Annotated in this window: 13 protein-coding genes; 11 read left to right on the forward strand and 2 right to left on the reverse strand. The window is 41.7% G+C overall.

The features are described from left to right. Positions 1–4: 4 nt before the first annotated feature. A complete protein-coding gene (locus ISP07_RS05070; protein ID WP_209327013.1) occupies positions 5–2,629 on the reverse strand; it encodes a flagellar hook-length control protein FliK in 2,625 nt (874 codons plus the stop codon). 102 nt (positions 2,630–2,731) lie between these two features. Here ISP07_RS05070 and ccmA point away from each other — a divergent pair, with 102 nt between their 5' ends. The 10 genes from ccmA to ISP07_RS05120 are packed head-to-tail and all read left to right on the forward strand — an operon-like array spanning position 2,732 to position 10,447. After that, positions 2,732–3,352, forward strand: a complete 621-nt coding sequence (ccmA, locus tag ISP07_RS05075) for a cytochrome c biogenesis heme-transporting ATPase CcmA (protein WP_138599030.1) — start codon at positions 2,732–2,734, stop codon at positions 3,350–3,352. Beyond that, entirely contained in the window at positions 3,352–4,038 is a 687-nt protein-coding gene (gene ccmB / locus ISP07_RS05080) for a heme exporter protein CcmB (protein WP_054553246.1), read from the forward strand. The genes ccmA and ccmB overlap by 1 nt, the downstream gene beginning before the upstream one ends. A gap of 1 nt (position 4,039) precedes the next feature. After that, the gene (locus ISP07_RS05085; RefSeq protein ID WP_054553245.1) at positions 4,040–4,777 is read left to right on the forward strand and encodes a heme ABC transporter permease; all 738 of its coding nucleotides are present in this window, start codon (positions 4,040–4,042) and stop codon (positions 4,775–4,777) included. A 2-nt stretch (positions 4,778–4,779) separates the two neighbouring features. Next, positions 4,780–4,983: a heme exporter protein CcmD gene (ccmD, locus tag ISP07_RS05090; RefSeq protein WP_054553244.1), complete on the forward strand. Its 204-nt coding sequence runs from the start codon at positions 4,780–4,782 to the stop codon at positions 4,981–4,983. Further along, positions 4,980–5,459 (forward strand): cytochrome c maturation protein CcmE, encoded by a 480-nt coding sequence (ccmE, locus tag ISP07_RS05095; RefSeq protein WP_054562161.1) that lies wholly within the window; start codon positions 4,980–4,982, stop codon positions 5,457–5,459. The genes ccmD and ccmE overlap by 4 nt, the downstream gene beginning before the upstream one ends. 1 nt (position 5,460) lies before the next feature. Continuing rightward, a complete protein-coding gene (locus ISP07_RS05100; protein WP_209327014.1) occupies positions 5,461–7,416 on the forward strand; it encodes a heme lyase CcmF/NrfE family subunit in 1,956 nt (651 codons plus the stop codon). Further along, complete coding sequence (locus ISP07_RS05105; RefSeq protein WP_138599028.1) at positions 7,413–7,982, forward strand: DsbE family thiol:disulfide interchange protein; 570 nt, start codon at positions 7,413–7,415, stop codon at positions 7,980–7,982. Before ISP07_RS05100 ends, ISP07_RS05105 begins: the two co-directional genes overlap by 4 nt. After that, positions 7,982–8,443: a cytochrome c-type biogenesis protein gene (locus ISP07_RS05110; RefSeq protein ID WP_209327015.1), complete on the forward strand. Its 462-nt coding sequence runs from the start codon at positions 7,982–7,984 to the stop codon at positions 8,441–8,443. The genes ISP07_RS05105 and ISP07_RS05110 overlap by 1 nt, the downstream gene beginning before the upstream one ends. After that, positions 8,444–9,706: a c-type cytochrome biogenesis protein CcmI gene (ccmI, locus tag ISP07_RS05115; RefSeq protein ID WP_209327016.1), complete on the forward strand. Its 1,263-nt coding sequence runs from the start codon at positions 8,444–8,446 to the stop codon at positions 9,704–9,706. A 9-nt stretch (positions 9,707–9,715) separates the two neighbouring features. After that, entirely contained in the window at positions 9,716–10,447 is a 732-nt protein-coding gene (locus ISP07_RS05120) for a VacJ family lipoprotein (RefSeq protein WP_138599025.1), read from the forward strand. Between the two features lie 63 nt (positions 10,448–10,510). On the opposite strand, the gene ISP07_RS05125 is transcribed toward ISP07_RS05120, so the two are convergent. Continuing rightward, on the reverse strand, positions 10,511–11,734 hold the full coding sequence (locus ISP07_RS05125) for an EAL and HDOD domain-containing protein (protein ID WP_054553237.1): 1,224 nt from the start codon (positions 11,732–11,734) through the stop codon (positions 10,511–10,513). A 370-nt stretch (positions 11,735–12,104) separates the two neighbouring features. Here ISP07_RS05125 and putP point away from each other — a divergent pair, with 370 nt between their 5' ends. Beyond that, positions 12,105–13,616 (forward strand): sodium/proline symporter PutP, encoded by a 1,512-nt coding sequence (putP, locus tag ISP07_RS05130; RefSeq protein ID WP_054553236.1) that lies wholly within the window; start codon positions 12,105–12,107, stop codon positions 13,614–13,616. The last annotated feature ends 57 nt before the right edge of the window (positions 13,617–13,673 follow it).

Below are 13,673 nucleotides of genomic sequence, written 5' to 3' on the forward strand. Positions count from 1 at the left end.
AAAATTACACCTTAATGTTAATAATCGCATGGGATTTATAAAAAGCTTGGTGGTTTGATGTCCCTTGTTGCAAGTTTAACTCACCTACATTTAAACCATGGCCTGCTAATTTATGGCGCAGCGTTTCTAAATGCGGATGAGCAAGCGCTGTCACTTCTTGTGAAGAAGCGAGCAATTGGCAATCAACTGCTTTATCCATCACCTCCGCGGTAATTTGTAACTTGCCAAGCTGAGCATAATCAAAGTTCAATCGCACAAACCAGACATTCTTTGCTTCGAGTTTATTTTTACTTGGCTTTTTATATTGTCCTAAGCTGATTTCTGTTTGCCCTGTTTCAGGAGGTAATTTCATCGGTAAGAAAAACTGCGCTAAAGCACTGTTATCTTGTTGCTGATTGATGGGCGTTGTTTGCACCTGAGCTAGAGTGTTTTTCAGTTGCGAGGCTTCAGCCGCCATGGCTTGCATCGCAGGCTGCTGTAGTTGCTCGAGTAATTTATTGCCGTTAACGGCTTTAAAGTTGGGCACTAACACTTGCAGTAAGGCATCAAGACCAGTTTGATTATTAAAACTAAGGTTGGTTGGTGCTTGATTAATAATTGGCGCGGCAAGTGAAGCCACTGCTAGTTGTTCTAACCCTTGGCTGAAGCTTGCCTGCTGAGTTTGACTTGGCAGTGCTGTTGGCCTGAGGATACTTAAAAGCTCTCGTTCAATCGTTGTAGGGTGCATGTTTTGACTCGAGATCATGCGATTAAATGCTTGATTAACGAGCCTGTTTAAATCTACCGAAGACGATGTGTTTTGCTCACTCAGGGCTACAAGTTTCTCTGTTAATTGCACTGGCAGAGGCATACTTGCTAACGGTTTACTTTCAGGGAGCGGTAATAGCTTAGCAATCAGTGCCGCCTCAATCGGCCTTATCGGCAATAATGGCTGACTCAAGTTCGGCTCTTTTGTTGCTAAGAAGGGGGCGTGTAATTGAGTTTGTTGCTGAGCAACTTTTTGTAACCCTGTTGTTTGCTCATTGGGTGCTCGAGTCACGAAGTTATGCTGTTTAGTTTGCTCACTCATATTTTTCAGTACTGAATTAGCAAGGCTATTTTTAACTGGGGCAAGCTGTTCAGATGTTGCTTTGTCTGAGTTTAGTGTATTAACAGAACTGTTAATTGACTTGTTGTCTGCAGGTGCTTTTTGCATAGCATTGTCTAAGCTCAATACAGGGAGTTGTGATTTGCTATGGTTTGTAGCCAACTGAGTCGCTTGATTTTGTGCGCTAACAAGCGGCTCTAAACTGACTTTTATCCGTTGCAGTAACTGTATTAAAGGTGCTGCCTTGTTATAGCTCACGGGTAAACTAACTTGCTTTGCAGGCTGACTTTCGGTTAATGGCTCTGTTTGTTTAGCCGCAGGTGGTGGCGTATTAGCTGTAACTGGCCCACTGGTTTTTTGCGCTACTTGGAGCGCAATGTGTTGGTGCGCGCTTTGTTGAGCGGCTGCAAACTTTACTATATCAATTTTTTGAGCATTAAAACCTAGTTGGCTAATCGTATTTTTGCTTTCACTCAGCTGATGGGTTGACTGGTTAACAGCCGCTTTGCTGGTAGCAGGGAGCTTTTCAAAATAGCGTACTGCATCACTAATACGCGTTTTTAAATCAGCAAAACTGTCTTTTAGCCAAGAGCTAATGGGTGAATGTGAGCTGCTCGATGGTGCTAACAACGTATTTTTAGGTTCAACAGCTTGGCTTTTTAATGCTTGATTGAATGTCTCTGACAGCGAGTTCTTTAACAGTATTTGTTGCACAGGCGCTTTACTTATAAGTTCAACAGTATTTTTAACTTGCTGGGGGGTTAGTTTTAATGCATGAGGGTGAAATTGCCACTGCGCTTGAATTTGCTTAGCTTGTTTTGGCGATATTGTAGGTAGCGGTAAAGTTAATTCATTACTTTGCTTGTTTGCAACGCTTAACTGTACTTGTTGCCCAGCTAATTTTAAATTCATTTCAGGGGTTAGCTTAGCCACCAACTCAGCGACTTTTTGTTGGCTAACACTTTGCTGATGGAGAGAATCCCCAAAGCGATTAATAATGTTTAAATTAAAGCTATTTTGTTGGTTGGTAGCAGGCAGCAAAATGGCTTTAAGTGGTGCTTCAGCTTTTAAAAGAGCAACCAGGCTATTATTAAGAGCAAACTCAGCTTTTAATGCCGGTAGTTGTAGTAAAGGTTTACTTGGCGCAATCTGAGCGGGGTGCGGCATATTTGTATTTGCACTCCCTTGCGTTAGCAAGTTCAGTAGTGCTTGTAATTGCTGGCTTTTGCCAAGTGTAATCGTCAGCGGTGCTGGTGTGATAGTCAGCTGTTTACCATCACTACTTAATTGAATATTGGCCGCTAAAAAGCGCTCAGTTTTGAGGTTTTCTTGCTCTGTTGATAAGCGCAGTGTTTGCCATGAGTTATTGATTAGCACGTCCATTTGCACACTGTGCTTACCAACCACAATATTACGAGCAGTTAGGCTCTGCTCAGCCAGCATTTTCAAGGCATCATTAGGTGATTGCTGTAGTGCACTGCTGATTGCTTTTGGGTCTAGATTAAGCTGAGTGCTGAGAGTCAACTGGCTTTGTTTATTCATTATTTTAGATCAAATATAAGTTAATCGTTTTAAAGCAATATTCGTATTACCCTATCATTATGGTAGACTAACGCCTAATTTTGGGTATAGAGAATCGTCATCTTGTTACACATTAAGGCCGTCACCTGCATCAAGCAAGATCGTTGTTTGTTTGCGGATCTTAATTTCAGCTTGAAATCGGGACAAATTATGCAGTTAGCTGGTCCGAATGGGGCTGGTAAAACATCATTATTGCGTATTATCGCGGGTTTCGCTATGGCGGATGAAGGCGATGTTTTGTTCCAAGATCGCTCAATTACAAAATACTATGATGAATATGCACAAGAGTTATTATTCATCGGCCATAAAACTGGGGTAAATACACAGCTTACCGCCCTTGAGAATGTCGCATTTTGGCTAAAAATAAATGGCTACGATAGCAAACAAGACTTGTATCCGATCCTTGCAAAAATAGGCTTGGTAGGTCTTGAAGATGTACCTGTTCGTATGTTGTCAGCAGGGCAACAACGCCGTGTCGCTCTAGTAAGACTGTGGTTAAACAGTGCCAAACTATGGATCCTTGATGAGCCATTTACAGCCCTTGATAAAAGCGGTGTTGCATTTTTACAAGAACGCTTTGTTGAGCACCTAAATGCTGGCGGCGCGATTCTATTAACCACCCACCAAGATTTAACGACACATTTTAGTGACCTTCAAACAGTGACTTTGGAGTATCGCCACTGATGGTAAAACAGCATTCGTATTGGCAATTATTCTCTGCGGTTTTTTCTAAAGATCTTAAATTAGCGTTTCGTCAGCGTGCTGAAATCGTTAACCCTATCTTATTTTTTCTTATTGTTATTACACTTTTTCCGTTAGCAATTGGCCCTGAACCCGGTCTACTTGCTCGTATGGCGCCGGGCATTATTTGGGTCGCTGCGTTACTCTCGACCATGTTAGGCCTAGATAAGCTATTTCGTGATGATTATCACGACGGAACACTAGAGCAATTAATTGCTTCATCATACCCATTACCGTTAACTGTCCTTGCAAAGGTGGCAGCGCATTGGGTGATCACGGGGTTGCCTTTAGTGTTAATGACTCCGGTATTTGCTTTGTTATTGAATTTAGAAAGTTCAGCGCTTTTAGCAACCGTTCTGACCTTATTGTTAGGTACGCCATTGCTTAGCTTCATTGGCGCAATTGGCGCTGGACTTACTGTGGGACTACAAAAAGGCGGTATTTTAATGAGTTTGCTTGTTCTGCCTTTGTATATCCCTGTACTAATTTTTGCAACCTCGGCTATTGATACCAGCTCTATGGAGCTTGCCTATAGCGGACAGCTTGCAATCCTTGGTGCCATGCTAATCGTAGCGATTATAGCGGCACCAATTGCCATATCGTCAGCATTGAAAGTGAGTGTAAGTTAATATGTGGAAGTGGTTACATCCCTACGCAAAAGCAGATCGTGCTTACCAATTGTGTAACACCTTACTGCCTTATTTCGCCGTCGTTACGGTGGTTTGTATGATTGTTGGATGGGTCTGGGGGCTTGCTTATGCCCCAGCCGATTACCAACAAAAAGACAGCTACCGAATTATTTTTATCCATGTGCCTTCAGCTATTTTATCTATGGGCGCTTACTCTTCTATGGCGATTGCAGCAGTGATCGCACTAGTATGGCAATTACGTAATGCAGAACTTGCAGTGATTGCAATTGCACCTGTCGGGGCATGTGTGACAGCGATAGCATTAATTACCGGTGCAGCATGGGGTAAACCTATGTGGGGCGCATGGTGGGTGTGGGATGCACGTCTTACCTCTGAGTTAATTCTGTTATTTTTATACCTTGGTGTGTTATCGCTTTATCATGCTTTTGAAGATAAAAAAGCAGCGGGGCGTGCTGCTTGTATCTTAGCCATTGTTGGGGTTATCAACTTACCGATTATTCACTTCTCGGTGGAGTGGTGGAATACCTTGCATCAAGGTGCAACCATTACAAAGTTTGATACTAAAGCTATTGATCCAAGCATGTTTTGGCCATTAATGGTTAACATTGTTGCGTTTGCAGGTTTTGTTGGTGTGGTGACGTTAATCCGTCTTAAAAACGAAATTCTCCAACGTGAAAAGCATCGCCCTTGGGTGCGTGATATGGTTGAGCGAGGTTAATAATGCAGTTTGATTCTTTTGCAGATTTTATTGCCATGGGTGGCTATGGCTTTTATGTATGGTTGTCTTTTGGTAGCTGTGCATTAATTTTACTCGGTATTTTATTTAGTTCGTTAAACGATACAAAACGTATTTTCTCTTCAGTAAAGCAGCAAGCACAACGTGAAGAGCGCATTAAGAAAGCGAAGCAAGAGGCAGGGCAATGAATCCAAGACGTAAAAAACGTTTATTAGCAGTTGTAGCCATTATTTTTGGTGTGGGTGCAACGATTGGTTTAGTGCTGTACGCACTGCAAGAAAACATTAATTTATTCTATACCCCAAGTGAACTTGTTGAGGGTAAAGGACCAAACAAAGAAAAACCGCATATTGGTCAAAAGCTACGCATTGGTGGCATGGTTGTACCTGGCTCAGTTGTTCGTGACGAATCAAGCTTAAAGGTAAGCTTTAAACTGATTGATAAAGGCCCTATGGTGACAATTAATTATCAAGGGATTTTGCCGGACTTATTCCGTGAAGGCCAAGGGATTGTAGCGCAGGGCGTGTTAGTTAAAGCCAATGAAATTGATGCCTTTGAAGTACTTGCAAAGCATGATGAAGAATACATGCCTGCAGAAGTTGCTGAAGCTGTGAAGGGTATCAAACACGAAAAACCGACGTATAACTTAGATAACGGCAATTAATATGATCCCAGAACTCGGTTATTTTTCTTTAACACTGGCCATGGTGCTCAGTGTTCTATTGTGTATTTTTCCTTTGTGGGGCGCGCATACCGGCAATTTACGTTTAATGCGTGCCGCTCCATCACTGGCAATTGGACAATTCGTATTTGTACTTTTGTCTTTTGCTGCACTTGTTTATGCCAGTTTAACCGACGACTTTACTGTTTCGTATGTTGCTTATCACTCAAGTAGCACCTTACCTTGGTACTACAAAATAACCTCGACATGGGGTGGTCATGAAGGGGCAATTTTACTCTGGTTAGTAATGCAAGCGGGTTGGACCGCTGTAGTTGCTATGCGTTCGCAATCATTACCTTGGGTATTACGTGCTCGTGTACTGGGTGTACTAGGCTTTTTAGGTGTTGGCTTTATGTTATACACCTTATTAATGTCGAGCCCATTTGAGCGCTTATTACCGTATTTCCCTGTTGAAGGTCGCGATTTAAATCCGTTATTGCAAGACCCGGGTATGATCATTCACCCGCCATTGCTCTATATGGGCTATGTGGGTTTATCTGTGTCGTTCTCATTTGCTATTGCAGCGTTACTTACAGGTAAGCTTGATAATACTTGGGCTAAGTGGTCTCGTCCTTGGACTATGACAGCATGGGGTTTTTTAACACTCGGTATTACCATTGGTAGTTGGTGGGCATACTCTGAACTTGGCTGGGGCGGCTGGTGGTTCTGGGATCCCGTTGAAAACGCATCATTAATGCCATGGCTTGTGGCAACCGCATTGCTGCACTCATTATCAACCACCGAAAAGCGCGGTGTATTTAAGTCGTGGACCGTATTGTTGGCTATTGCAGCATTCTCGTTAAGCTTACTGGGTACCTTTATTGTTCGCTCGGGTATCATTGTATCTGTGCATGCTTTTGCCTCAGATCCTAACCGCGGTATGTTTATTTTAGCATTCTTAGCCATTGTGGTAGGTGGTGGTTTATCGCTTTATGCACTGCGTGTTTCGCAGGTGAAAAGTGAAGGACGTTATAAGTTTGCCTCACGTGAAGTTGCGCTTTGGTTAAATAATATTTTCTTAGTTGTGGCAACGCTGATTGTATTATTAGGCACATTATTACCTATGGTCCATAAAGAGCTTGGCTTAGGCAGCATTTCGATTGGTGAGCCGTTCTTCAACAAGATGTTTGCGATTCTACTGGTGCCGTTTGCCATTTTAATGGGTATGGGCCCGCTGTTACGCTGGAAACAAAATAAATGGTCAATGTTGCAAAATAAATTTGCGCTATCGGCTGTAGTTAGCCTAGTAGCAACAGCGGCGTGGTTATATTCAAGTTACGATGTAATTGCGCCAATTACCTTTATTGCAACTACGCTAGCGGTATGGATTGTTGTTACTACAGTGGTTGATTTAGCAGCAAAAGTAACCATTCACAAAACCTTAGGTGAAGGCTTTAAACGTTTAGGACTAAGCTATTGGGCGATGGTATTAGGTCACGTTGGTTTAGCGTTCGTGATTGCAGGTGTAACGTTAACCTCTGCTTATTCAGTAGAGCGTGATGTATCAATGAAGCCGGGTGACACTGTGGCTTTAAATGAATACCAGTACCGTTTTGATGGTGTTAAGTCTATTCGCGGCGCTAACTATAGCGGCCATGCTGGGGTTGTCACTGTGCTGAAAAATGATAAACAAGTAACCGTTTTACATGCTGAAAAACGCCGTTATGACATTGGCATGCAGTTTATGACAGAAGCAGCTGTTGATGCTGGCTTTACGCGTGACTTATACCTAGCACTGGGTGAGCAATTAAGCCAAGGTGCGTGGTCGTTACGTATTTACCATAAGCCTTATGTTCGTTGGATGTGGCTCGGTGGTATCTTGATTTCACTGGCAGGCTTTTTAGTGCTTGGTGATAAACGCTATCGCCAAAAATCGACTAAGCAGGAGGCATCAGCATGAACCGTAAACTACTCGCACTAGCACCTTTACTGGTTTTCGTTTTACTGTGTGTGTTTTTATATCAAGGCTTGTTTGCTAACCCGCGTGAGCTGCAAACTGGGCGTATTGGGCAGGCTATGCCAGCTTTCAACTTGCCAGACTTGATGGATGAGTCAACGCGTTGGACAGATAGTGATTTAAAAGGTGAAGTTTACTTACTCAATGTGTGGGGCACATGGTGCCCGACCTGTTTAGCTGAGTTAGGCTATTTAACTGAACTTAGAGAGCAGGGCGTTAAGATTGTTGGCTTATACTACGAGCAAGGCTACGACCCTGACTTTGATGGCCAGTTTGATATTAACGCACTACGCGAAGACGTTACTAGTATGCTTAATCGTGCTGGCGACCCATATCAATTCAATATCTTAGATTTAAAGCGCACATTAGCCCTTGATTTAGGGGTGTCTGGCGCGCCAGAGACCTTCTTAGTTGATAAGCAAGGCACCATTTTGCTACACCATACCGGCGATATTAATCCGCGTGTGTGGCGAGCCAAATTCGCACCGTTAATGCAGGAGTTACAGTAATGAGACTCGTGATTTTTTTAGCAAGTTTGCTTATCACATTTAGCACATTTGCAGAGCAAGACAAATATCAATTTGATGATAAAGAGCAAGCTGTACGCTTCAGTGAGCTTACCAAAGAGCTGCGTTGCCCTAAATGTCAAAACCAAAACATTGCCGACTCAGACGCGGTTGTAGCCAAAGACTTACGCGACAAAGTGTTAGCGCTGGTAAAAGATGGCAAAACTAAAGATGAAGTCATCGATTATATGATTGACCGTTATGGCTACTTCGTACATTACGATCCACCCGTAACACCCGCAACCTTAGTATTATGGGTATTGCCAGTATTGATTGTGGTACTTGGCTTTGGGTTTATTGTTTTACGCCAACGTAAGGCATCGGTAAAACAAACATGGACAGAGCAAGACGAGGCACTACTTGCAAAGTTAATTGAACAAAATCAACGTCAGGAGCAAAGCTAGATGGCATTAATGTGGGCTTCTTTTGTTTTACTCACACTGGTTGCATTGCTATTTGTTGTCGTTCCTTTTTTTAAACGCGAACGTATTCAACGCCTTGATCACAATGCAAACTCGGAGTTAATCCGAATTTATCATCAACGTTTAGATGAGCTTAAAACAGACTTAGATAACCAACGTATTGATGCACAAATGCACGACGAATCAGTTATCGAACAAAAACGTCGTTTGCTCAATGAGCTGTCTCCAGAAAAAGCGCTAAATAGTAAAGGTAACAACCGTATTTTTGCCCTTACTGGCGCTGGCTTTTTAATTGTTTTAACGGCTATCTTTTACGGTTACACGGGTAGTCAGCAGCAAATAAAAGGCTGGCATGACGCGATGGCAAACCTTAAGTCATATGGTGAACGTGCCGTAATGCAAGATGGTGAGCCATTGACACCGAATGAGTTGCAAGCATTTGCTTTAGCATTGCGTACCAAGCTTGATCAAAGTGGTGATGATGAAGTGGCGTGGATGCTGCTAGGTCGTGTTGCGATGTCATTAAATGAATTTGATATGGCGATGCAGTCATTTGATAAAGTGCTAAAAATGAACCCGGATAACAAGCAAGTGCTGATCAGCTACTCGCAAGTTCTGCTAATGGAAGGCAGTGATGCGAATATGTCACGTGCAGCAACGATGTTATCGAGAGTGTTAAAAGCAGAGCCGACCAATATTGATGCAATCTCATTGTTAGCTCTGATTGCTTATGAGCGCAAGGATTGGCTGCAAGCTAAAACTGCGTTTGAAGTACTGCTTGCAAGTATGCAGCAAAATGATCCGCGTTATAGCATGATTGCAGAGCGTATTGCTGAAATTGATGCTCACTTAAATAATCAGCAGCAAGTTACAAATACAGAAATTGCAGAAGCTTCACACAGTGAAATTAGCATCACAGTTGATTTAGACTCAGCTCTAGCAGATTCGCAGCCACAAAACGGCACCTTGTTTGTTTTTGCAAAAGCAGCCAGTGGCCCACAAATGCCATTAGCTGTGGTAAAAATGACGGAATACAGCTTTCCGCTAACAGTGACATTGAGTGATTCGAATGCCATGGTTGAAGGTCTGAATTTATCAAGTGTCGATAAAATTATTTTAACTGCGCGTTTATCAAAAGATGCAACTGTGGTAACTTCTAGCGGCGAGTTGGAAGGCAAGTCGGGTATTTTAGAACGTGCAAACGTGAAAGAATATTCTTTGCTAATTAATGAGTTAATACCTTAAGGATAGCCGATGTTTAGGCACAGTATATTTTTTATCTTTTTTGTAGTGCTTGCAGGATGCGCACAAATACCTGAAGAAAAAGCGGATGAGCGAGACCCATTACAGTCGTTCAACCGTCCAATGTATGATTTTAATATGGACGTGCTTGACGCCTATATTCTTCGCCCAGCAGCTGTTGGCTACGTTACAGTAACGCCAACACCGGTAAGACGTAGCATTGTTAATTTTACCGATAACATCACCGCACCAACGGATATGGTCAATGCTGGTCTGCAGGGTAAGCCTGGTAATATGGGTATTAGCTTGGCGCGCTTTTTAGTGAACTCTACAGTAGGTCTACTCGGTTTTTTTGATGTTGCTTCATCGCTGGGCTTAGAAATTGTCGATGAAGATTTTGGCCAAACTCTTGGTGTATGGGGAGTGGGTGATGGTGCTTACTTGATGATCCCTGGTATGGGACCAAGTACCGCACGAAACCTAACTGGTGATGTTGTTGATAATTTCGTATTACCTGAAATAACACTAACAACACCTCAAACAATATTAGTGTTTGCACTTAAAGCGGTTGAAGCCCGTGCTTCATTAATGCCACAAGAGAGCCTATTAAATGAGTCGCTAGACCCTTATATCTTCATGAAGGATATCTACTTCCAGCGTCAATTATATGAGCTACATGATGGTAATCCGCCACTAGAAAAAGAACCAGATGACTTTGACGAAGATTTCTTAGAGAATCTTTAAAAGTGTTAAATAAAAATGCCAGCAATTGCTGGCATTTTTATATCGTTAAGGGATGGGTATTCATCAGTCCCCAAACACACTCATTTGGTCATTAGACCAACTTAATGCATCATGGTAAGCGTCCGGTACTTCTTCAGGTTTAAGTCCAAGTTGTTGTTGGATTTCTTTCGCTTTTTCCCAATTTGCTTGCTCATAAAATTTTACCAGCTTTAAATACGTTGCTAATAAGCCTTCATCTTTGAGTAGCGCATCTTTAATTTCAATAGTCAGCGGTAACTTGTTCATTACACTTGGCATATCTTCGTCGAGGATTGCATCCATTAACGACATCATACCCGTTAAAAATGCCATACCAGTATCTCGCATTTTGCCGTGGCTGATTGCCAATAATTCAGCAAACCGAGCACGGGTCAATGAAAGGCGAATTAGTTCGGCTGGCTTATCTGCTGCGACTTGCGCTGCAAATAAAAGTGATAAGAAACGTTTAATTTCTTCACTGCCTAAAACAATAAGCGCTTGTTTAATTGTGCTGATTTCAGCGCGACGTTTAAAGGCCGCTGAGTTTGAGTAGCGTAGCAACTTATAAGATAAGTTAACGTCACGTTCAAATACCTCAGTGATTTTTCTGAGGTTTAGATCAATACTCGATGTTTCGTATAGAAGCTCGGCAAGAGCCATCTCAGAAGGTGGCAAAGTTTTGCTTTGTACCATCTCAGGTTTTGAAAAGAAAAACCCTTGGAAGTAGCTAAAGCCCATTTCTAGGGCAAGCTGATACTTTTCGTATGTTTCAACTTTCTCAGCAAGCAACTTTATGTGTGGATACGGCTTAATAGCCTCGATGATCGCTTTTATTGAGTCTACATCACAAGTTAGAAAGTCAATCTTAATAATATCGATGTAAGGATAAAAGTGTCGCCATACAGGTTGGTGAATGTAATCATCAAGTGCAAGTATATAGCCTTTTTCTTTTAGATCTTTAACTAATGCCAGTAGGCGTTTACCTGGTTGGATTGTTTCTAATATCTCTACTACCACCTGCTCTTTACCAAGTAAAAGTGGATAACCCTTTTGCAAGGTTTCTAGAGTAAAGTTGATATAAGCAGGTTTGTTATCCGTTAAATCCTCTAAACCAAAATTAAATTGGCTGCCTTCAATAAGTCGTGACGTTGCTTCATCGCCATCAATATCAGGAAAAACATTGTCTACGCCATCTCGAAATAAAAGCTCGTAGCCAATTAGTTTTTTATCCCTGTCTAAAATAGGTTGGCGTGCAGCGTAAAAATACATAGTCCAAACATGTCCACATCTGTTAATTCATTTACTTCTCGCAATATATTGCATTGTGCCTGAAATAGCATTAGCTAAATGTTCATTTGCGAGGAAAAGTTATTATTTTATTAAGAATTAAAGACTAGGATAATTTGCAGATAAATTCTATAACTTGCGATTAAATATAAGAAAAATGTTAGATAAAAGTTGAAAAATTGAGCTTTGTCATTTATCTGCTTGATTGGAGTTAAGGGGGGTAAGCATGATATAGTCGTGGGTGATATAGGTTTTTACCCCAATAATGTCTTTAAATTAAATAACTTGCGAGTCATTATTCGGATTAAAAGCCAACATTAAACAACTTTTGGAGGCTAATTTGGAAACAGGAATGATAATTTCGTTAGCATTGTACTTCATCGTCATGTTGGGGATTGGGCTATATGCTTATAAGCAATCTACCGACGATGTATCAGGCTATATGCTAGGTGGTCGTAATTTATCACCAAGTGTTGCTGCGCTTTCAGCTGGCGCATCTGACATGAGTGGTTGGCTGCTAATGGGCCTACCAGGTGCAATGTACTTGTTTGGTTTAAGTAAGGTTTGGATTGCCATTGGTCTAGTACTCGGTGCTTGGGCTAACTACTTCTTAGTCGCGCCTCGCTTGCGTGTTTACACAGAAAAGGCGAATGACTCAATCACCATTCCTGATTACTTCGCAAACCGCTTTGATGATAATAAGAATATTCTGCGTGTTATCTCTGCGATTGTAATCATTGTTTTCTTTACTTTATATACCTCATCAGGTGTTGTTGCAGGTGGTAAGTTGTTCGAAAACTCATTTAATATGAGCTACGAAATGGGTCTATACATCACAACAGGTGTCGTCGTGTTATATACCTTGTTTGGTGGCTTCTTAGCCGTGAGCCTGACTGACTTTGTGCAAGGTTGTATCATGTTTATCTCGCTGCTGGCTGTGCCAATTGCGACGTTTACCATGCTTGATCAGCCAGTTATGGATACACTTGCCAATGCACGCTATGACTTATTATTAAGCTCACCAAAAGAATCAGAAATTCATGCACTTAATATGATGGATTGGTTTGCAGGTGGTTCGACTATAGCGATTATTTCAGCAATGGCATGGGGCCTTGGTTATTTTGGTCAGCCACATATTATTGTGCGTTTTATGTCTGTACGTTCAGTGAAAGATATGCCAACCATGCGTCGTGTGGGTATGTCGTGGATGACGCTATCAGCAATAGGTGCTGTGCTAACTGGTCTATTTGGTGCTGCTTATATGCTTGAAAACCAAATGCCTATTGATGATAAAGAAACTATTTTCTTAGTGTTGTCTGAGCTTATCTTCCATCCTTTAATTGCCGGTTTCTTATTGGCAGCAATTTTAGCAGCGATTATGAGTACCATCTCTTCACAGTTGTTAGTGTGTTCAAGCTCTTTAACTGAAGATTTCTACAAAATTTACTTAAACCGTAGTGCATCTCAAAAAGAACTGGTTTTAGTTGGTCGTATTAGTGTTATCTTAGTTGCCTTATTTGCTATTTACCTAGCTTATGACCGTAATAGCTCTATTTTAGACTTAGTAAGTAATGCATGGGCTGGTTTCGGTGCAGCATTTGGTCCACTGGTGCTACTGAGCCTTTACTGGAAACGCATGAACTTACAAGGGGCTATTAGTGGCATGGTTGTTGGTGCAGCAACAGTGCTGTTTTGGATATACGCGCCAATTACTATTGATGGCCAAGCACTAAGTGCAATCATTTATGAGATTGTCCCTGGCTTTATTTTATCAACAATTGCCATTGTTGTTGTAAGCCTTATGACGGCTGAGCCGAAAAAAGAAATTACAGACTTATTTGATGAAGTTGAATCGTCATTGTAGTTTTTGATTAAACACAAAAAAGGGCAACGGATGTTGCCCTTTTTTTATGATCTAAAT

It is taken from the genome of Pseudoalteromonas sp. PA2MD11 (genome assembly GCF_017808125.1).
Classification (GTDB): domain Bacteria; phylum Pseudomonadota; class Gammaproteobacteria; order Enterobacterales; family Alteromonadaceae; genus Pseudoalteromonas; species Pseudoalteromonas simplex.